The sequence below is a fragment of the Streptomyces xiamenensis genome (assembly GCF_000993785.3).
Lineage (GTDB): Bacteria > Actinomycetota > Actinomycetes > Streptomycetales > Streptomycetaceae > Streptomyces > Streptomyces xiamenensis.
Map to the genome: position 1 here is coordinate 1,039,955 of NZ_CP009922.3, position 20,629 is coordinate 1,060,583.

The window sequence follows — 20,629 nt, forward strand, 5'->3', positions numbered from 1 at the left end:
CGGGTGACCCGGGGGGTGTCCCTTCCCGCCAACTTCGCGTGCCGGTGGGGTGGGTGCAGGGATTGCGGTGAATGCGCTGCCGCCACCGGGGACGGCGCGATCACCATACGAAGAAACGAACGGAGAAAGAATTCCGCATCTCGGCATAAAGCGATCACGGAAAATGACAGGTGCTCAGAGATGGTGGAGACCCGCACCCGTCACGCCGTGGAGGAGTTCCGACGCACGCCACGACCCGGCCCCGGCCGGCCCCTCCCGGGCCGGCCGGGTGCCGGGCGGCCGTCAGCTCCTGGACCGCACCCGCAGGGCGCGGCGCAGGTCATCCGTCTCGTCGGTCAGTTTGCGGTGGAGGGCGGCGGGGAGGTCCTCGCGCAGTGCCGCCTCCGCCAGGGTCAGCGTGGCCCGCTCCGTGAACGGATGCGGGAAGGCCGCCTTCGCCGCGGCCACCGCCAGGGCGTGCCCCCGACGGGTGGCCACGCCCGCCGCGGCCGGGAAGTAGCGTGCCACGTACGGGCGCAGCAGCTCCAGCTGTGCCTCCTCCGCCTGCCAGAAGCCCTGGGCCGTGGCCGTGAAGAGGTAGTTGGACAGCACGTCCGCCGGGTCGAAGAGCGCGTCCCAGGCGGCGGCCTTCGCCGCTTCCTGCGGCAGGGCCGCGAGGCAGCGGGCGGCGCCCTCCTCGCCCTTGGCTCCCGGGTCCCGTTCGGCCTCCGCCCGGATCTCTGCCTCCTGCGTTGCGCCCAGGGCCGCGAGCCGGTAGAGGATCTGCCAGCGCAGTTCCGGGTCGCCGCCGATGGCGTCGTCCGCCAGCCACTCCCGCAGCGGGCGTTCGGTGGTCGCGCAGCGGATGGCGGTCCGTACGGCGATGAGCTGTTTCGCCTCGTCCTTCGTCTCCCGTGCCCGGTTCAGCAGGTCGGCGGCCATGTCGGAGAGCAGACCGAGGGCTTCGGTGCGGCCGGCCGCCGTCGGCAGGTAGCGGTTCGCGATCTGGCCGGTGGCGAAGGAGAGGACGCCTTCGACGATGGCGGTCTCCGGTTCGGCGGGCAGGTGTCTGCGGGCCGCCTCCAGGTAGGCCCGCGGGGCGAGTTCGGCGTCGCGCACCATGTCCCGTGCCGCGTTCCACACCACGGTGCGGGTGAGGGGGTCGGGCAGGTCGGACAGCACGCGCTGTGCCGTGTCCCAGGACGGCGTGTCCAGTCGTACCTTGGCGTAGGTCAGGTCGCCGTCGTTCACGATGAGCAGGTCGGGGCGGTGGCCGCCGGCGGTCACCTCCTGGGCGGGCTCGTCGGCGCCCAGTTCGACGTCCAGTGTCTCCCGGTGCCGCGCGCCGTCGTACACGCCCAGCCGCAGCCGGTGCGGGCGGCTTCCCTCGTGGGTCAGCGTCACGGCCCATCCCTCTTCGGTCTCCCGCACGCGGGGGGCCAGGAGGTCGGGTCCGCTGGTGCGCAGCCACGCGTCCGCCCAGCCGTGGACGTCGCGCCCGGAGGCGCGGGCCATGGCGTCGATGAAGTCGGCGAGGGTGGCGTTCCCGAAGCGGTGCCGGGCGAAGTGGTCGTTGACGCCGGCCAGGAAGGTGTCCTCGCCCAGCCAGGTGACGAGTTGCCGCAGCGCGGAGGCGCCCTTGGCGTAGGAGATGCCGTCGAAGTTGAGCCAGGCGGAGGCGGTGTCGGGGACGCCGTCCGGTTCGGGCGCGACGGGGTGGGTGGTGGGCCGCTGGTCGGCGTCGTACCCCCAGGACTTGCGGTCCACGGCGAACTCGGTCCACGGGGTGAAGTGGGGTACGGCGTCGGCGAGTACCTGGTAGCCCATGAACTCGGCGAAGGACTCGTTGAGCCAGATGTCGTCCCACCAGCGCAGGGTGACGAGGTCGCCGAACCACATGTGGGCCATCTCGTGCGCGATGACGACGCCGCGCAGCTGCCGCTGGGTGTCGGTCACCGCCGAGCGGTAGATGTACTCGTCCCGCAGCGTCACCAGGCCCGGGTTCTCCATCGCCCCGGCGTTGAACTCGGGGACGAAGGCCTGGTCGTAGGAGTCGAAGGGGTAGGGCTCGTCGAGGATCTCGTGGTAGCGGTCGAAGACGGCCCGGGTGATGCCGAGGATCTCGTCGGCGTCCTGGTCGAGGTACGGGGCGAGGGATTGCCGTACGTGGATGCCGAAGGGCAGTCCGGCGTGCTCGGTGCGTACCGAGTGGTACGGGCCGGCGGCGACCGCCATCAGGTAGGTGCTGATGGGCGGGGTGGTGGCGCAGCGCCAGCGGCCGGGGGCGCCGGCGACGGGGGTGGCGATGCCGTTGCCGAGGACGGTCCACTCCTCGGGGGCGGTGACGGTGACGTCGAAGGTGGCCTTGAGGTCGGGCTGGTCGAAGGCGGCGTAGACCAGCGGGCCGTCGGTCATGCAGCACATGCTGTAGAGGTAGGTGAGCCCGTCCGCCGGGTCGGTGAAGCGGTGCATGCCCTCTCCGGTGTGGGAGTAGGGCATGTCGGCGGTGACGGTGAGTTCGTGGGGGCCCACGGCGAGTCCGGTCAGCGGCAGCCGGCCGTCGACGAGGGTGCCGGGGTCGAGATCGTGGCCGTCGAGGGTGGCGCGGTGCAGAGTGTGGGGGCGGAACTCGATGAAGGTGTCGGCGGCCTCGCGAGTGCTGAAGCGGACGGTGGTGGTGGAGGCGAAGGTGTCCTCGCCGCGGGTGAGGTCGAGGTCGATGGCGTAGGTGTGGACTTCGAGCAGTCCGGCCCGGGTCCGGGCTTCGTCACGCGTCAGTGTGGCCATGGGGGTCATGCTGCCAAAGGGTGGGCCGTGCCGGACTGCTCGTCGTGGGTGTGGGCGCGAGACGTCAGACCTGTTTCCAGGTGCAGCCGCTGGTTTCGAAGTATTCGCCGGTGTTGACGGTGACGCGGCCGGGCCCCTCGAAGAAGTCGTTGGCGATGATGGAGTCGAACTCTCCGGAGGCGTCACTGTTGCGGGACCAGTAGCAGGCGCCCATGAGGCTGTCTCCCCCGCCGTCGGTGCGGTATTCGCCGGGGTCGATGTCCTCGCCGACCAGGTAGGTGCCCGGCCCGAAGGTGGTGTTCTCCGGCTCCGGTTCGGGTTCGGGTTCCGGCTCGCGTTCGGGTTCCGGCTCCGGCTCCGGCTCCGGCTCGGGTTCCGGCTCGGGCTCGGGCTCCGGGGATTCCTCTTCGGCCGGCTCCGCCTCGGGGGATGTCGCGGGCGGATCACCGGCCCTGGGAGAGGCGGATGCCTCTTCCTGCTCCGTGCCCCCGGCCCCCAGGCCCACACCGATCAGCAGGCAGACGATCCCGACGGCGGCGTGCGTGAGGATGGTCTTGCCCTGGCCCTTTTTCTTCGGTCCCGGGACCGTGTACGGCCCCGGGACGGTGGGCGGGGGTCCCTGCTGGGGGTGTGGCGGGTAGGCGGGCTGCTGCGGCGGTTGGGTCATGGTCCACCCCATGGGTCATCGGCGAGCACGGTCGTGGCGGTGTGGGGGAAGACCGATCCTGCGCGAAGGAGACCCGAACGCGCAGACGTTCGGGTTCGATGTGATGATTCTGTGATCGTGACGTGTACCCAGGGGGCGTCCGAGGGGGGCGGTGGCCTCCCGGACCGGGGGAAGCTCACCCCTCGACGGCTCCCATGAACCACACCGCGTCGCGATCGCCGATCCCGAGACCGAACTCCAGTCCCTGACCCTCGCCGAGGGAGCACGCCTCCGACCACGTGGCCTCCGCTCCCTCTTCGACAGCGGACGGCGGTGCGACGGTGATGCCGTCGAAGGTCGCCCGCTCGGCGGGTATGCCGTCCACCACGCACTCGACCACCATCCCGTCCAGCGTCAGCGGGGCGCCGGTGCCGTTCGTGGCGGAGACCACGACCAGCGCGTACCTGCCGCTGTCGTCGTAGCTGCCGAAATCGTCGGGGACGAACACCTCGCCGACCTCCGCGGACAGGCGGAGCCCGTCGTCGAGCTCCACTTCCCCGCCGAGGTCGGAGAGGACCCAGCCGGGCTGCTGCGGATCGGGCGTGCCGGTGACCTCCGGCGGCTCGGGGATGGGCGTGGGGGTGGGGGTGGCCGTGTCGTCCTCGCCGCCCGAGCCGCACCCGGCGAGCGACAGGAGCGAGAGAACAGCAACAGCGGCAATCACGCGGTTCCGTGTCATCCCGTCACCCTTCCCCGCGCTCGCGGGGTGTGTGTGCCGCGTGACGGGACTGTGATCCTCGGCGGGTCGGGAGGACCGCTGGGGGCGAGGCCGGGGCGGGTGTCGCCGCGGGCCCCAACCGCCTCCGGGCATGGGGCGGTTATCGGCCTGCGGTGTCTTCCTTGCTCACGGACTCGTTGGCGATGGTCTCGTGGTGCCGGATGACCTCCGCGATGATGAAGTTCAGCAGCTTCTCGGCGAACGCCGGGTCCAGGTGGGCGTTCTCCGCCAGCTGCCGCAGCCGGGTGATCTGGCGTGCCTCGCGCGCCGGATCGGCGGCCGGCAGCTGGTGGCCCGCCTTGAGGCGGCCGACCTGCTGGGTGCATTTGAAGCGTTCGGCCAGCATGTGGACGACGGCGGCGTCGATGTTGTCGATGCTCTCCCGCAGCCGTGTCAGCTCCGCGCGCACGTCGTCGTCGATGTCGTTCATGCCGTATACCCTATGCGGCTTATGCTGCCTGCATGATCGCGACCTTGCAGTGCACAGTGATCGACTGTCCGGACCCGATGGCCCTGGCCCGCTTCTACGGCTCGATCCTCGGCTGGGAGCTGGATGACTCCTCGCCGCCGTGGGTGACGCTCACCGACGCGGCGACCCGCCGGAAGATCGCCTTCCAGTACGCGCCCGACCACCAGCCGCCCCGCTGGCCGAATCCCTCGCACCCCCAGCAGATGCATCTCGATTTCGACGTGCCCACCCGCGAGGATGTGCTGCGCGCGGAGGAGGAGGTGCTGGCGTTGGGGGCGCGGTTCCTGCACGACAGCGGCGGTCAGACCCGGGGGTTCCGGGTGTACGAGGATCCCGCCGGTCATCCGTTCTGTCTCTGCTACGGGCAGTTGCCCTGAGTTCCGCCGCCGCCCGCGGGGCGTTTCCTCATCTGGCGTCGGTGCGTTCGGCGGTCACGGCGCTGTACCGCGGGCTGTCCCCGGAGACGGTGCGGGGCTTCGCGACGAGCGTGCTCCCGGTGGATGTGGCGTTCGACGACGCCGAGGATCTGGCCGCCGGGGTGGAGCGGGTGGCGCTGGTGATGGTGCGTCATCTGGGGCTGCCGCCGGGGCCGGTGCGGGTGCGGTTCCGCGATGACATGCCGGAGGCGGCGTGGGTGGAGGTCGAGGCGGCGCCGGGTGGCGTGTACACCGTTGATCTGCACCGCCGGTTCGACGGTCAGCGGCGTGACATCGGCGGGGTGCTGGCACACGAGGTGATGCACGTGTACCTGCACCGGGCCGGTCTGTCGCTGCCGGTGACGGCCGAGGACGAGATTCTCACGGACACGGCCGCCGCGTATCTGGGCACGGGCTGGCTGCTGTTGGACGCGTTCCGCGAGGACGCGCTCGGTTCGCAGCGGCTGGGCTATCTGACGCCGCAGGAGTACGGGTACGTCCTGGCGCGGCGGGCGGCGGTGTTCGGGGAGGACCCGCGGATCTGGTTCACCAGCCCGCAGGCGTACGAGGCGTACGAGGCGGGCCGCCGGCTGGCGGAACGGGACGCGGTGCGGCCGCCGTTGGCGGGCGGCCCCTGGGCGGTGCGGCAGCGGTACGCGGCGGAGCGGGCGCTGGCGGTACGGGGGCGCTCGGTGCCGGGTGAGGGCGGCGCGGGGTACGCCTTCGAGCAGGGGGAGCCGCTGAAGGTGGTGTTCGGCTGCCCGGTGTGCGGACAGCGGTTGCGGCTGCCGGTGGCGGGGCGGCGCCGGGCCCGCTGCGGGTTGTGCCGTACGGTCCTGGACTGCGACACCTGACGGACGGCGGGGGCCGGGACCGCTACTTGATGGCTCCGGCCGCCAGTCCCCCGGCGAGCCGGCGCTGCACCACGACGAAGAAGATGAGTACCGGCACGGTGATGAGGGTGGAGCCGGCCATGACGGCGCCCCAGTCGGTGCTGTACTGGCCGAAGAACCGGTGCAGTCCGACGGCGGCCGTGTACTTGCTGTCGTCCTGCATGAAGGTGAAGGCGAAGATGAACTCGTTCCAGGCCACGATGAAGGCGAAGATGCTGGTGGCGACGAGTCCGGGGGCCACCAGCGGCAGCAGGACGGAGCGGAACATCCGCCACCAGCCGCAGCCGTCCAGGTAGGCGGCCTCCTCGATCTCCCGGGGGACGGCGGCGACGAAGCCGCGCAGCGTCCAGATGCCGAACGGCAGGGAGAAGGCCAGGTAGACCACGGTCAGCCCGAGCAGGCTGTTGAGCATCCCGAGGTCGCTCATCTGGAGGAACAGCGGGATGACGAGGGCCTCCAGCGGCACCATCTGCACGATGAGGATCATCACCAGCACCTTGGTCCGCATCCGGAACCGGAAGCGGGCCACGGCAACCGCGGCGAACAGGGAGAGCAGCCCCGACAGCAGCACGGTACCGGCGCCGACGAGGGCGGAGTTGGCGAGGAAGGTGGTGAAGTCGCCGGTGTCCAGGACGTACCGGAAGTGGTCGAGGGTGAAGCCGGAGGGCAGTACGGACGCGCCGCGGGTGCCGGCTCCGGGGTCGAAGGCGGAGGACACCATCCAGTAGACGGGGAAGAGGGAGAAGGCGAGCAGCGCGGCGACGGCCAGGGCCGGCCCGGCGCGGCGTGCGCGGCCGCCGGCCGTCCCGGCTGCCGTCTTCGGGGCCGGGGCCGGGGGCGTCTTCGGGGCCGGGGTCGGGGTGGTCGCCATCGTCAGAGTTCGTCCCTCTCCTTGAACAGGGCCCTGATGTACGCCACGGTGATGGCGAGCAGCAGCAGGGTGAGCAGGACGGCGATGGCCGAGCCCATGCCGTACTGGTTCTTGACGAAGGACTGGTGGTAGGACCAGACCCCGAGGTTGAAGATGTCGGGGTTGGAGCCCGAGCCGCCCGGCATCAGGTAGATCTGGGCGAAGACCTTGAAGTCCCAGATGGTCGACAGGATGGTGACGACCATGAAGACCGGTTTGATGGTCGGCACCGTGATCTTCCAGAACCGCTGCCACGCGTTGGCCCCGTCCATCAGGGCGGCCTCGGGGAGTTCCCTGGGGATGGTGAGCAGCCCGGCGAAGACGGTGATGGCCACGAACGGGAAGCCGTGGTGCACGACGTTGAGGGTGGCGATGGCGTAGAAGGACCATCGGTCGGTGAACCAGTTGGTCTCGCGGGGTTCGATCAGGCCCAGGGAGTCCAGGCCGCCGCTGACGATGCCGTTGAGCGGGTCGAAGATCCAGATCCACACGTAGGTGCCGGTGACGGCGGGCATGGCCCAGGCCATCATGATCACGGTGGAGCAGATGACCCGCCATACGGTGCCCAGGCGTTGCAGCAGGAGGGCGACGAGGGTGCCGGTGATGACGGTGAGGGCGACACAGACGACGGCGAAGACGACGGTGTTGGGCAGCACCGTGGACCACAGGGCGCTGTCGCCCAGCAGGGTGCGGTAGTTGTCGAGACCGGTGTAGTTCGATGTGCCGGTGTAGATCTGGCGCAGGCCGTAGTCCTGGAAGGACAGGAGCACCACGCGCAGCAGGGGCCACAGCAGCAGGACGGCCAGGACGGCGAGGGCGGGGGCGAGCAGCAGCCAGGGGCGCAGGGCGCGGGTGCGTTGTGCGCGGCGGCGGGCGAGGTGCCGTTCCCGTTCGGGGTCCGGTGTCCGGCCCCGGTCGCGGCGCCGGTTTCCGTTCCGGTGCCGCGCGGGGTCGGTGGTGTCGGTGCTCATCGGCTAGTTGCCAAAGGTCTCGTCCATGGTCGCTGCCGCCGTGTCGGCGGCTTCCTGCACGGTGGCCGAGCCGGAGAGGATGGACTGGAGCATCCGCGGGATGACCTGGGCGCCCTGGACCTGGCCGTACAGCTCGGTCACCGGCACGCTGGCACCGGCCTCCAGCATCTGGGTGGCGAAGGGGGCGACGAGGGGTCCTGCCCGGTCCGCCACGTCTTCGAGGAGGGACTGCTGGCCGGGGAAGAAGCCGGACTGCTCGGCCCACCGGGCGCCGTACTCGCCGGTGGACATGAGCTTGATGAGTTCCCAGGCGAGTTCGGGTTCGTCGCTGTTGAAGTCGCCGAGGAGTGAGCCGCCGACGAAGGAGGGATTGTAGGTGCCGGGCTGCCGGCCGGGGATGGGGACGACGCCGAGCCGGTCGGCCCAGGTGGGGTCGTCCTCCAGGAGGGTGTTGACGGTCCAGTTGCCGTTGATGACCATGGCGGCCTGGCCGGTCTGGAAGCTCTGGAGCTGGTCGGTTTCCAGCCAGGTCTCGGCGGCGGCGACGGACAGGCCGTGTTCGGTGGCGAGCGAGGTGTAGAACTCGATGCCGGCGACGGCCTCGGGGGCGTTGATGGTGGAGGTCCAGGTGCCGTCGTCGTCGGCCTGGGCTATCTGGCCGCCCGCGCCCCAGATGAAGGGGTCCACGGTGTACTCGGTGCCGCCGATCACCGGGAACGGGATCATGTCGGGCTCCAGTTCCTTCAGCTGGAGGGCGACGTCGCGGAGTTCGTCCCAGGAGGTGGGCGGCTGGAGGCCGTGTTCGGCGAAGAGGTCGGCGCGGTACATCAGGGAGCGGGTGCCGGCGTGCCAGGGCATGCCGTAGGTGGCGCCGTCGACGGTGCCGGCCTCGTGGAGGGCGGGCACGAGGTCGCCGCCCAGGCCGTCGGCCTCGATGTCGCCGGCGAGGTCGCGCAGGGCGCCGACGGCTCCGAATTCCAGGGCCCAGGTGGTGCCGATCTCGGCGACGTCGGGGAGTTCGCGGCCGGCCATGGCGGTGGTGATCCGGTCGTGGGCGTCGGCCCACTGGATGAACTGGACGTTGAGTTCGGCGCCGGTCTGTTCCTTGAACGCGGCGCCCAGTTCCTCGAAGTAGGGGCCGGCGTCGGGGTTGGTGCCTTCCATGATCCAGACGTCGAGGGTTTTCGCCGCGCTGTCGCCGGAGTTGGAGTCGCTACCGCAGGCCGTGAGCAGGCCGAGGGACAGCACGGCCGCACCGGCGAGGAGGCGGCGGGCTGGGGTGCCGAAGTGGCCGGGGGTGTGCGACATGGTCAGTCCCCTCCTGAAGGTAGGGAGATCATCCAGCCGGATGGAGCGTTGATTGTGACAGCGCTGTGTTCACGCCTTCCAGGTCCTGGCATCACGGAATGGCACCGTTTGTGGCCTGGACCACTGGAGGTCGTGGAGGAACCGACCGAAGGTACGGACCGTCCCAGGGATTTGGTACGACCAGTGCCGACGGAGGGGGATGGGATGCGGCCACGGATCACCAGATCGGTCGTCATCGGGACGGTGTTGGGCTTCTCGATCGCGGGCGTGGGGCTGGGCGCGATGCTGGGCGCGATGTTGCTGACGCAGCATCAGCTGCAGAAGGGGATCACACCGTTGGAACCGGCGCCGTACCCGCCGCCTCCCGTAGACGCCACCCCTGCGACGGTCTCACCGGTGCTCTTCGAGGAGCGGGCGGAGGAGATCGTCGGCGCGTGGCCGGACCCGGGGCCCTTCGACGGCGGCGGCGCGCAGCTGCTGCCGCTGTCCGGGATGAACGCCGTCTCCCCGGCGGACACCGCGCTCACCGTCCACGTCGGCCATGGCGCCTGCGATACGGAGTTCGGCGCCTGGCTGCGGGAGACGGAGGAGCTGCTGATCGTGGGCGGCTGGAACGTACCCGATCCCACGGTGGCCTGTACGGAGCAGTGGCTGTCCGACCCGTACCGGATCGGTCTGGAGTCGGCGCTGGGCGACCGCCCCGTGATCGACGCGGTCTCCGGGGCACCGCTTTCCTCCTCGCGGTGAACCGGACCGCGGCCCCGGCCGCCGGGGGCGTCACCGCCACCGCCGCGCCACCGGCCGGCGTGGCCACCACCCAGGCGGGCAGATACGGCGCGGCCGGCTGCGGGGGGATGGCTCCCCCGAGTTCCTCCCCCCTCCCCGGCCCGCCTGCGGACATGCCTCGGCGCCTGCCCTCACTCGGTCGGGGAGAGGCAGGCGCCGTGGCCACTTTCCGTACGACGCTGTACGGAAGCCGGTGGGGCCCGGGCGGGACGGAGTCCGCACCCGGGCCGGGCGTCAGACCGTCAGGGAGCGGTCGGTCGGCCGGATCGGGTAGGGCAGGGCGCTGGGCGCGCCGGTCAGGAAACGGTCCACACCGCGGGCCGCCGCGCGGCCCTCGGCGATCGCCCACACGATGAGCGACTGGCCGCGCCCGGCGTCACCGGCGACGAACACGCCGTCGACGCTGGTCGCGTAGTCCGCGTCCCGCGCGATGTTGCCGCGCGCGTCGAGGTCGACGCCGAACTGCCGCACCAGGCCGTTCTCCTGGTCGGTGCCGGTGAAGCCCATGGCGAGGGTGACCAGCTGGGCCGGGATCTTCCGCTCGGTGCCCGGCTTCTGGGTGAGCTTGCCGTCGATGAACTCGACCTCGACCAGGTGCAGCCACTGCACGTTGCCGTCCTCGTCGCCCTCGAAGTGGGTGGTGGAGACGGAGTAGACCCGCTCGCCGCCCTCCTCGTGCGCGGAGGTGACCTTGTAGGTCATGGGGAACGTGGGCCACGGCTGGTGAGCGGGGCGGTCCTCGCTCGGCCGGGGCATGATCTCCAGCTGGGTGACGGAGGCCGCGCCCTGCCGGTGGGCGGTGCCCACGCAGTCGGCGCCGGTGTCGCCACCGCCGATGACGACCACGTGCTTGCCCTCGGCGCTGATCGGGGCGGTGATGAAGTCGCCCTCCTGCACCTTGTTGGACAGCGGCAGGTACTCCATCGCCTGGTGGACGCCGTTCAGTTCGCGTCCGGGCACCGGCAGGTCGCGCGCCGTGGTGGCACCGGCGGCGATGACGACGGCGTCGTAGCGCTTGCGCAGCTTCGCCGCGTCGATGTCGCGGCCGATCTCCACGCCGGTGCGGAACTTGGTGCCCTCCGCCCGCATCTGCTCGATGCGCCGGTTGATGTGCCGCTTCTCCATCTTGAACTCGGGGATGCCGTAGCGCAGCAGGCCGCCGATGCGGTCGGCGCGCTCGTACACCGCGACCGTGTGCCCGGCCCGGGTGAGCTGCTGGGCGGCGGCCAGGCCCGCGGGGCCCGAGCCGATGACGGCGACGGTCTTGCCGGAGTGGCGCTGCGGCGGCTGCGGGGTGACGTTCCCGGCCTCCCACGCCTTGTCGATGATGGTGACCTCGACGTTCTTGATGGTGACGGCGGGCTGGTTGATGCCCAGCACGCACGCCGACTCGCACGGTGCGGGGCACAGCCGCCCGGTGAACTCCGGGAAGTTGTTGGTCGCGTGCAGCCGTTCGCTGGCCGCGGCCCAGTCCTCGCGGTAGGCGTAGTCGTTCCACTCGGGGATCAGGTTCCCCAGCGGACAGCCGTTGTGACAGAACGGGATGCCGCAGTCCATGCACCGCGACGCCTGCTTGCTGATGATGGGCAGCAGCGATCCGGGGACGTAGACCTCGTTCCAGTCCTTGACGCGTTCGGCTGCGGGCCGGGAGGTGGCGGTCTCGCGGCCGGTGGTGAGAAAGCCCTTCGGGTCAGCCATGGGTCGCCGCCTCCATCATCTTCTCGTGGGTCTCGGACTCGCCGAGTCCGGCGCGCTCGGCGGCGTCCTTGGCGGCGAGCACGGCCTTGTACGTGGTGGGCATGATCTTGCTGAAGCGGGCGACGGCAGCGTCCCAGTCCTTCAGCAGCTTGCCGGCGACCGTGGATCCGGTCTCCTCGGCGTGGCGGCGCACCACTTCGTGCAGCCAGTCCCGGTCGGTCTCGCTCAGCGTCTCGACGGCGACCATGCCGGGGTTGACGTTGTGCTCGTCGAGGTCGATGACGTAGGCGACGCCGCCGGACATGCCGGCCGCGAAGTTGCGTCCGGTCTCGCCCAGGACGACGGCGTGGCCGCCGGTCATGTACTCGCAGCCGTGGTCGCCGACGCCTTCGGCCACCACGGTGGCGCCGGAGTTGCGGACGCAGAAGCGTTCGCCGACCCGGCCGCGCAGGAACAGTTCGCCGCCGGTGGCGCCGTAGGCGAGGGTGTTGCCGGCGATGGTGGAGTACTCGGGCAGGTGCTCGGCGCCGCGGTCGGGCCGAACGATCAGCCGCCCGCCCGACAGGCCCTTGCCGACGTAGTCGTTGGCGTCGCCCTCCAGGCGCAGGGTGACGCCGCGCGGCACGAAGGCGCCGAAGGACTGGCCGGCGGAGCCGGTGAAGGTGATGTCGATGGTGTCCTGGGGCAGTCCGGCGCCGCCGAACTTCTTGGTCACCTCGTGGCCGAGCATGGTGCCGACCGTGCGGTTGATGTTGCGGATGGCGACCTGGGCGCGCACCGGCCGGGCGTCCTCGGCGGTGTCGGCCGTGAGGGCGTCGGCGGAGAGCCGGATCAGCTCGTTGTCCAGGGCCTTCTCCAGGCCGTGGTCCTGGGCGATCGTGCGGTGCAGCGGCGCGCCGGCCGGCAGGTCGGGCACGTGCAGCAGCGGGGCCAGGTCCAGACCGGCGGCCTTCCAGTGGTCGACCGCGCGGGTCACGTCCAGCAGTTCGGCGTGACCGACGGCCTCCTCCAGGGTGCGGAAGCCCAGCTCGGCGAGGAGTTCGCGCACCTCTTCCGCGATGAACTCGAAGAAGTTGACGACGAACTCGGGCTTGCCGCTGAAGCGTTCGCGCAGCACCGGGTTCTGGGTGGCGATGCCGACCGGGCAGGTGTCCAGGTGGCACACCCGCATCATGACGCAGCCGGAGACCACCAGCGGCGCGGTGGCGAAGCCGTACTCCTCGGCGCCGAGGAGCGCGGCGATCAGCACGTCGCGGCCGGTCTTGAGCTGTCCGTCGGTCTGCACGACGATGCGGTCGCGCAGCCCGTTGAGGAGCAGCGTCTGCTGGGTCTCCGCCAGGCCGAGTTCCCAGGGACCGCCGGCGTGCTTGAGGGAGGTGAGCGGGGAGGCGCCCGTACCGCCGTCGTGTCCGGAGATGAGGACCACGTCGGCGTGTGCCTTGGAGACGCCCGCCGCGACCGTGCCGACGCCGACCTCGGAGACCAGCTTCACGTGGATGCGGGCGGCCGGGTTGGCGTTCTTCAGGTCGTGGATGAGCTGGGCGAGGTCCTCGATGGAGTAGATGTCGTGGTGCGGGGGCGGCGAGATGAGGCCGACGCCGGGGGTGGCGTGCCGGGTCTTGGCGACCCACGGGTAGACCTTGTGGCCGGGCAGCTGGCCGCCCTCGCCGGGCTTGGCGCCCTGGGCCATCTTGATCTGGATGTCGTCGGAGTGCACCAGGTATTCGCTGGTGACGCCGAAGCGTCCGGAGGCGACCTGCTTGATGGCGCTGCGGCGCTCGGGGTCGGTGAGCCGCTCGGAGTCCTCGCCGCCCTCACCGGTGTTGGACTTGGCGCCCAGCCGGTTCATGGCGATGGCGAGGTTCTCGTGCGCCTCCTGGGAGATGGAGCCGTAGCTCATCGCGCCGGTGGAGAAGCGCTTGACGATCTCGCTGACCGGCTCGACCTCCTCCAGCGGGACGGGAGCGCGCTCGCCGTCCTTGAGCCGGAACAGTCCGCGCAGCGTCATCAGCCGCTCGGCCTGCTCGTTCACCCGCTCGGTGTACTGCTTGAAGATGTCGTAGCGGCGCTGCCGGGTGGCGTGCTGGAGCCGGAAGACGGTGTCGGGGTCGAACAGGTGCGGTTCGCCCTCGCGGCGCCACTGGTACTCGCCGCCGATCTCCAGGTCGCGGTGGGCGGGGGCGATGCCGGAGGCGGGGTACGCCTTGGCGTGCCGGGCGGCGACCTCCTGGGCGATCACGTCGAGGCCGGCGCCGCCGATCTTGGTGGTGGTGCCGTGGAAGTAGGTGTCGACGAAGGACTCGTCGAGACCGACGGCCTCGAAGACCTGGGCGCCGCGGTAGGAGGCGACGGTGGAGATGCCCATCTTGGACATGACCTTCAGGACGCCCTTGCCGAGCGCCTTGATGAGGTTCTTGATGGCGGTCTCGGCCTCGATGCCGGGCAGGTAGGTGCCGCGGGCGACCAGGTCCTCGACCGATTCCATGGCGAGGTAGGGGTTGACGGCGGCGGCGCCGTAGCCGATGAGCAGGGCGACGTGGTGCACCTCGCGGACGTCGCCGGCCTCGATGAGCAGCCCGACCTGGGTGCGCTGCTTGGTGCGGATGAGGTGGTGGTGCACGGCCGAGGTGAGCAGCAGCGAGGGGATCGGGGCGTGCTCGGCGTCGGAGTGCCGGTCCGAGAGGACGATGAGGCGGGCGCCGTCGGCGATGGCGGCGTCCGTCTCGGCGCGGATCTCGGCGAGGCGGTCGGCGAGCGCGGCGCCGCCGCCGCTGACCCGGTACAGGCCGGACAGGGTGGCGGAGCCGAAGCCGGGGAGGTCGCCGTCGGCGTTGATGTGGATCAGCTTGGCCAGCTCGTCGTTGTCGATGACCGGGAACGGGAGGTTCACGGAGCGACAGGTGGCGGCCGAGGGGTCCAGCAGGTTGCCCTGGGGGCCCAGGGAGGAGTGCAGGGAGGTGACCAGTTCCTCGCGGATGGCGTCCAGCGGGGGGTTGGTGACCTGGGCGAAGAGCTGGGTGAAGTAGTCGAAGATCAGCCGCGGCCGGTCGGAGAGCGCCGCGATGGGGGTGTCCGTTCCCATGGAGCCGATGGGCTCGGCGCCGCTGCCCGCCATGGGAGCGAGCAGGATACGCAGCTCTTCCTCGGTGTAGCCGAAGGTCTGCTGGCGGCGGGTGACGGAGGCGTGGGTGTGGACGACGTGCTCGCGCTCGGGCAGGTCGGCAAGGCCGATGAGGCCCTCCTCCAGCCATTGCGCGTAGGGGTGCTCGGCGGCCAGGCCCGCCTTGATCTCGTCGTCCTCGATGATGCGGTGCTCGGCGGTGTCGACGAGGAACATCCGGCCGGGCTGGAGCCGGCCCTTGCGCACGACGGTGGCCGGGTCGATGTCGAGGACGCCCACCTCGGAGGAGAGGACGACGAACCCGTCGTCGGTGACCCAGTACCGGCCGGGGCGCAGCCCGTTGCGGTCCAGTACGGCGCCGACCTGGGTGCCGTCGGTGAAGGCGACGCAGGCGGGGCCGTCCCAGGGCTCCATCAGGGTGGAGTGGAACTGGTAGAAGGCACGCCGGGCGGGGTCCATCGACTCGTGGTTCTCCCACGCCTCGGGGACCATCATCAGCACGGAGTGCGGCAGGGAGCGGCCACCGAGGTGGAGCAGTTCGAGGACCTCGTCGAAGGAGGCGGAGTCGGAGGCGTCCGGGGTGCAGACGGGGAAGATCCGGTCCAGGGCGTCCTGGTCGCCGATGCGTTCGCCGAACAGCGGCGAGGCCAGCTGGGACTCGCGGGCGCGCATCCAGTTGCGGTTGCCGCGCACGGTGTTGATCTCACCGTTGTGGGCGACGAACCGGTAGGGGTGTGCGAGCGGCCAGCTCGGGAAGGTGTTCGTGGAGAACCGGGAGTGGACCAGGCCGATGGCCGAAGCCAGGCGACGGTCTGAAAGATCAGGAAAAAACGGCTCAAGCTGTCCGGTGGTGAGCATTCCCTTGTAGACCAGGGTGCGCGCCGACAGCGAGGCGAAGTAGACGCCGGTCTCGCGTTCGGCGCGCTTGCGCAGGACGAAGGCGCGCCGTTCCAGCTCGATGCCTGTCCGTCCGCCGTCCGCATCGTGGACAAAGAGCTGGCGGAAGGCGGGCATGACCTCGCGGGCGGCGGCGCCGAGCAGCTGGGGGGCGACCGGCACCTCGCGCCAGCCGAGGACGGTCAGGCCCTCTTCGGCGGCGATGGCCTCGATGGCGGTGGTGGCGGTGGCGTTCTCGTCCGCGTCCACCGGGAGGAAGGCGGTGCCGACCGCGTAGGAGCCGGCCTCGGGGAGACCGAAAGGAACGTTATCCCGCAAAAATGCATCGGGGATCTGGATGAGGATCCCCGCGCCGTCCCCGGTGTCCGGGTCGGAGCCGGTGGCGCCGCGGTGCTCGAGGTTCCGCAGCACGGTCAGCGCCTGATCGACCAGCTCGTGGCTGGCCTCGCCCGTCAGGGTGGCGACAAAGCCGACGCCACAGGCGTCGTGTTCATTGCCCGGGTCGTACATACCCTGCTTCACCGGGTGGGACGCAGAACGCATCGGCTCTCCCGTCGTCTCTTGGTAGGTGTTGTGTACCGAGGGACGACGCTGGCCCTGGCTGGCTTAAATTTTCGTGCAGGTTACACGATGGCGAGGTTCCCGAGAAGTGGATACCTCTGTCCACGATGCGGACTACGTTCTGCCGGGCTCCGGCCGGAGAATGGCGGATATGTCGGCGCTGGCAGGCGTGGAAGCCTCATGCCCGCAGGAAACGAACTGAAACCCTCCGGAAACAAAGCTCACCCATGGGCACGCCGATGAGTACATAGCGTGCGGGGTCACCCGGTATATTCCCGGACGATCCGGGCGAAGGGGTCAGCTCAGGGCGTTGTCGAGCAGCGCGCCGATCCCGTACGTCAGGCCGGCCGCCGCGGCCCCCAGCAGCAGCTGCCGCAGCCCGCTGAACCACCAGGAGCGGGCCGTCACCCGGGACACGACCGCGCCGCACAGGAAGAGCCCGGCGAGCGCGAGGAGCAGGCCGGGCCAGAAGGCCGTGCCGCCCAGCAGATAGGGCAGCACCGGCAGCAGGGCCCCGACCGCGAAGGACCCGAAGGAGGACAGGGCCGCGACCATCGGCGAGGCCAGATCGGAAGGGCCGACCCCCAGCTCCTCCCGGCTGTGGATCTCCAGCGCCTGGTCCGGATCGCGGGACAGCTGCCGGGCGACCTCCCGGGCCAGCTCCGGCTCGACCCCGCGTCCCACATAGACCGCGGTCAGCTCGGCCAGCTCGTCGTCGGGGTTGTGGGCGAGCTCGCGCCGCTCCACCTCGATCTCGGCCAGTGCCAGCTCTCGCTGGGAGGCGACCGAGGTGTACTCCCCGGCCGCCATCGAGAACGCCCCGGCGGCCAGGCCCGCCATCCCCGCGATGGCGATGGTGTGGGCCGACGCCGAGGACCCCACGACACCGCTGATCAGCCCGAGATTGGAGACCAGCCCGTCCATCGCCCCGAAGACCGTGGGACGCAGCCAGCCTCCGCTCACGTCGCGGTGCCGGTGGTGGGCCTCGGCAGAACCCGTCATGACGCGGAGGTGGCCCCCGCCTTGTCGGTGCCGTCGCCGTCGTCGCCCTTGGCCAGGCCGACCCGGCCCTTGGCGGCGGGCTCCTTCTCGCCGTCACCCTTCCCGGCGGCGTCGGCGTCGGCGTCACCGTCACCGTCCGGGGTGTCGGCGTCGGTCTCGGCTCCGGCCTGCTCCTCCCCGGCCCCCGGCTCGACGATCTCCTCCCGGCCCGGCCGGCGCTTGGCGGAGATCACCAGGTAGGCCACGGCGGCGAGGAAGACGACGATGGAGGTCCAGTTGTTCAGGCGCAGGCCCAGCACCTCGTGGGCCTCGTCGATCCGCAGGTACTCGGTCCAGAAGCGGCCCGCGGTGTAGGCGGCGACATACAGCGCGAACGCCCGGCCGTGCCCCAGCTTGAACCGCCGGTCGGCCAGGATCACCAGCACACCGACGCCCACGCACCACAGCGACTCGTACAGGAAGGTGGGGTGGAAGGTACCGACATCAATGCCGTTGTCGATCTCCAGGGCCCAGGGCAGATTGGTGGGCTTGCCGTACAGCTCCTGGTTGAACCAGTTGCCCCAGCGACCGATCGCCTGTGCGAACGCGATACCGGGCGCCACGGCGTCGGCGAAGGCGGGCAGCGGGATCCCGCGCCGCCGGCACGCGATCCAGGCACCGACGGCGCCACCGGCGATCGCGCCCCAGATGCCGATACCGCCGTCCCAGATCTTGAACGCGTTGACCCAGTCGCGGTCCTCACCGAAGTACAGCTGGTAGTCGGTGATCACGTGGTACAACCGGGCGCCGACCAGGCCGAAGGGCACGGCCCACACGGCGACGTCGGCGACGGTCCCGGGCTGTCCGCCCCGGGCGACCCAGCGCTTCCCGCCGAGCCAGATGGCGACGAAGACACCGATGATGATGCACAGGGCATAGCCACGCAGGGGCAGGGGCCCGAGATGGACCTCGCTGGTGCCTGGGCTGGGAATAGAGGCAAGGATCTCCATGGTGTCCCCGACGCTACCGCGCCGGACGCCCACCCGGGAATCCACGGCCCGCTTTCCCAACCGGGATCACACTGTGTGCCCACTCGGATGCGCTGGCCGCGCGGCTGCACCGGGCGTGAGGCCATCGGGGTCGCAGGAGCAACCATCCACACCGGCCGATACTTCCCGCTCGCCGAGGTCGCGGAGAGCGCCCGTTGGAGCCGGCCGAAGGCGAGTCCAGGGCCGTCAGCGCCGGATCGCGTCAGACGCCGTCCCGCCCCCCGTCCTCTCACGCCGCCCCCCTTCTCTGCTGAGCGGCTCCCGTGTCTCGGCGAGCAGCGCCCTCAAGCGGTCCACCCCGGCTTCTCCTCCGGCCAATCTCTTGGGAAGCATCAGAACTGTCGAAAACGGAGATCTCGATGACACCAGTACGAATGATCGCTTCGTTTCGACCCAGAACGGGAAATGATGCAAAGAGAAGCGATGGGACGCCTTGCCCTCGATGACCTCTGCGCTGGAATTTCCAATCCTGAAATGAATACCACCATTCCGCCTGATGCGCCGGACGCGAAGCATGATGAGAAACCAGTGGAAGACTCTCCATACCGTCAGGCCGACGAGAATCGCAACGAAGATGTCCACGAGAGCAACCGCCTGATTGCTGAACCCCTCCAGGAGATCGTCCTGGAACGCGGCGGCAATCGCTCCGAGGAGCAGAAGGTAGAAGACGAAGGGCCCCACCAGTCCCCACCGGCGCGCCCGCAGCGCGCCGCTCAGGTCGGCATGGGTGAGGACGCCGCCGAACTCGATGCCCGTCCCGTCATCGGTCCGATTTTCCCGATCACGAATGATGAATACCGGGTCATTCATTCGAACTCCAGATGAACTTCGCCAACAGTCGATCCACGCCACAACCCATGCCCGGACCTCGCTTCCCCGGGGGAGACGGGTCACGTCCCACGAGATCCTGGCAGAACTCTTCACCGCAAAGCGCGGCCAGTGATAACTGGAATCACTCGGATAAACCCGTCCGGTACGCCTGGGCCACCTTTCAACATGTGCCCCAGCCGCAGCCGGGCGACGGCTCACACAGGGATCCTGCCGGAGCCAAACGGTCACTCCCTCGGCGGGGACGCATCCCCGCGACCGACCAAAGCGCACCCCGGACACGACCGGAGAAGATCGGGAAACCGACGCTCGGGCCCGCTTGCCGGGGCTTCCCCGTCCCCGCTCACGGTGAGGCCGGATCCGCCTTGCGGCAGACGGGCGACTCCGCCGGTTCGCCTCCAGAGCATTCCTCCACAGGATGCTTGCCGGGCTGCGCGCCGGAATCCGGACCCGCCTCACCGGCACGCCCGGCGGTGGGTCCCGGTTCGGGCCCACCCGGAAAGGCCACCGGCCACTCGCTGGGGGCACAGCCGGAGAGCCCCTCACGGCGGGAGCATCATGACGACACACAGCTGTCCCCCACGGAAAAGACGCTTTCGTGGGGGACAGACTGTGATCTTCACGCGGCCTTCGCAAGCCGGACACCGGTCGCGGCCGTTGCTTCCGGCGGACAGACCGGGGCAAGGGGGGCAACCGGCGCTCCGTGAGACCGGATTGTGACCGGTGGCTAGGAACTCGCCGCCAGCTGGTTGACCTTGTTGCGCAGGGTGTCCGGGGTCAGCGGCTCCGAGGTGTTGCCGTAGAGGTTCTCGCCGTTGAGCAGGATGGTGGGGGTGGCGTTGAAGCCGGAGTTCATGAAGTCGGCGTTGCTGCGCTGAGCCCACTCGTCGTGGGTGCCGTCCGCCACGCAGGTCCGGAACGTCTCGTTGTCCAGCCCGTCGACCTGGCCGGCCAGGTCGATCAGGAGGTCCTTGTCCGCGAACGCGTCGTCCGCCTCGGCCGGCTGGTTCTCGAAGAGCACGTCGTGGTACGGGGAGAACTTGCCCTGGTCGTTGGCGCACTGGGCGGCGTTCGCCGCGTTCGTCGAGCCCTGGCCGCGGAGGTTGCCGTCGATGATCGTGACCAGGTGGTAGTCCACCTTCAGCTTCCCGGCGTCCGTCAGCTCGTGGATGACATCCCGGAAGCCGTTCTCGAACTGCCCGCACGCCGGGCAGCGGAAGTCCTCGTACACGGCCAGCGTGGCGGGGGCCGTCGATTCGCCGACCGTGATCGGCGCCGCCGGGGGGCCCTCGTTGCTGGTGCCGCCCGAGTTGGCGGCCAGCACGCCGATGACGCCGGCCACGGCGAGGATCGCGGCCGCCGTTCCGCCGACCTTGAGCGAACGCATCCGCCGCTCCGCGGCCTTCTCGCGCTCGCGCTCCTCCCGCATCCGGTCGCGGGCCCTGCCTTTTCCGTCACGGTTCTTCTGGCTCACGCCTGGGCCAACGAGTCTCCCGCCGTCAGGACACGGTTCACCACCACGCGACGGCGACCGTGGCCGCGCCGAACAGG

Annotated in this window: 16 protein-coding genes; 4 read left to right on the plus strand and 12 right to left on the minus strand. The window is 70.3% G+C overall.

The annotated features are described in order from the left end of the window. Positions 1–282: 282 nt before the first annotated feature. The 4 genes from pepN to SXIM_RS04670 all read right to left on the minus strand — a co-directional run bounded on the left by pepN (position 283) and on the right by SXIM_RS04670 (position 4,620). Positions 283–2,766, minus strand: a complete 2,484-nt coding sequence (gene pepN, locus SXIM_RS04655) for an aminopeptidase N (protein ID WP_046723021.1) — start codon at positions 2,764–2,766, stop codon at positions 283–285. A gap of 64 nt (positions 2,767–2,830) precedes the next feature. Beyond that, positions 2,831–3,433 carry an Rv1352/Rv1906c domain-containing protein gene (locus SXIM_RS27640; RefSeq protein ID WP_053116082.1) on the minus strand — a complete coding sequence of 201 codons (603 nt, stop codon included), beginning with the start codon at positions 3,431–3,433 and terminating at the stop codon, positions 2,831–2,833. 175 nt (positions 3,434–3,608) lie between these two features. Next, positions 3,609–4,151 carry a hypothetical protein gene (locus tag SXIM_RS04665; RefSeq protein WP_030734117.1) on the minus strand — a complete coding sequence of 181 codons (543 nt, stop codon included), beginning with the start codon at positions 4,149–4,151 and terminating at the stop codon, positions 3,609–3,611. Positions 4,152–4,290: 139 nt separating this feature from the next. After that, complete coding sequence (locus SXIM_RS04670) at positions 4,291–4,620, minus strand: chorismate mutase (protein ID WP_030734120.1); 330 nt, start codon at positions 4,618–4,620, stop codon at positions 4,291–4,293. A gap of 32 nt (positions 4,621–4,652) precedes the next feature. Between SXIM_RS04670 and SXIM_RS04675 the strand changes: the two genes are divergently transcribed. Continuing rightward, positions 4,653–5,036 (plus strand): VOC family protein, encoded by a 384-nt coding sequence (locus SXIM_RS04675; protein ID WP_030734122.1) that lies wholly within the window; start codon positions 4,653–4,655, stop codon positions 5,034–5,036. A gap of 41 nt (positions 5,037–5,077) precedes the next feature. After that, the gene (locus SXIM_RS04680; protein WP_234306906.1) at positions 5,078–5,929 is read left to right on the plus strand and encodes a hypothetical protein; all 852 of its coding nucleotides are present in this window, start codon (positions 5,078–5,080) and stop codon (positions 5,927–5,929) included. 22 nt (positions 5,930–5,951) lie between these two features. Here the strand turns inward: SXIM_RS04680 and SXIM_RS04685 are convergent, their stop codons facing one another. From SXIM_RS04685 to SXIM_RS04695, 3 genes are read right to left on the minus strand one after another with little or no spacing between them, the layout of a single operon-like run. Further along, on the minus strand, positions 5,952–6,839 hold the full coding sequence (locus tag SXIM_RS04685) for a carbohydrate ABC transporter permease (RefSeq protein WP_246156832.1): 888 nt from the start codon (positions 6,837–6,839) through the stop codon (positions 5,952–5,954). A 2-nt stretch (positions 6,840–6,841) separates the two neighbouring features. Then, positions 6,842–7,849, minus strand: coding sequence for a carbohydrate ABC transporter permease (locus SXIM_RS04690; RefSeq protein ID WP_078635604.1), 1,008 nt, complete (start codon positions 7,847–7,849; stop codon positions 6,842–6,844). 3 nt (positions 7,850–7,852) lie between these two features. After that, positions 7,853–9,157, minus strand: coding sequence for a sugar ABC transporter substrate-binding protein (locus tag SXIM_RS04695; RefSeq protein ID WP_046723024.1), 1,305 nt, complete (start codon positions 9,155–9,157; stop codon positions 7,853–7,855). A gap of 204 nt (positions 9,158–9,361) precedes the next feature. On the opposite strand from SXIM_RS04695, the gene SXIM_RS04700 reads away from it, so the two are divergent. Next, positions 9,362–9,904 (plus strand): hypothetical protein, encoded by a 543-nt coding sequence (locus tag SXIM_RS04700; protein ID WP_053116083.1) that lies wholly within the window; start codon positions 9,362–9,364, stop codon positions 9,902–9,904. Positions 9,905–10,177: 273 nt separating this feature from the next. Here SXIM_RS04700 and SXIM_RS04705 read toward each other — a convergent pair whose 3' ends face one another. From SXIM_RS04705 to lgt, 4 genes are all read right to left on the minus strand, one after another. Beyond that, positions 10,178–11,641: a glutamate synthase subunit beta gene (locus SXIM_RS04705; protein ID WP_030734139.1), complete on the minus strand. Its 1,464-nt coding sequence runs from the start codon at positions 11,639–11,641 to the stop codon at positions 10,178–10,180. Beyond that, entirely contained in the window at positions 11,634–16,202 is a 4,569-nt protein-coding gene (gltB, locus tag SXIM_RS04710) for a glutamate synthase large subunit (protein ID WP_078846833.1), read from the minus strand. Before gltB ends, SXIM_RS04705 begins: the two co-directional genes overlap by 8 nt. A gap of 315 nt (positions 16,203–16,517) precedes the next feature. Further along, positions 16,518–17,222 (minus strand): VIT1/CCC1 transporter family protein, encoded by a 705-nt coding sequence (locus SXIM_RS04715; protein WP_046723027.1) that lies wholly within the window; start codon positions 17,220–17,222, stop codon positions 16,518–16,520. After that, complete coding sequence (gene lgt, locus SXIM_RS04720; RefSeq protein WP_046725433.1) at positions 17,219–18,211, minus strand: prolipoprotein diacylglyceryl transferase; 993 nt, start codon at positions 18,209–18,211, stop codon at positions 17,219–17,221. Before lgt ends, SXIM_RS04715 begins: the two co-directional genes overlap by 4 nt. Positions 18,212–18,673: 462 nt before the next feature. Between lgt and SXIM_RS04725 the strand changes: the two genes are divergently transcribed. Beyond that, positions 18,674–19,075, plus strand: coding sequence for a hypothetical protein (locus SXIM_RS04725; protein WP_148236067.1), 402 nt, complete (start codon positions 18,674–18,676; stop codon positions 19,073–19,075). A 730-nt stretch (positions 19,076–19,805) separates the two neighbouring features. Here SXIM_RS04725 and SXIM_RS04730 read toward each other — a convergent pair. Beyond that, entirely contained in the window at positions 19,806–20,552 is a 747-nt protein-coding gene (locus SXIM_RS04730) for a DsbA family protein (protein ID WP_043177936.1), read from the minus strand. Positions 20,553–20,629: the final 77 nt, after the last annotated feature.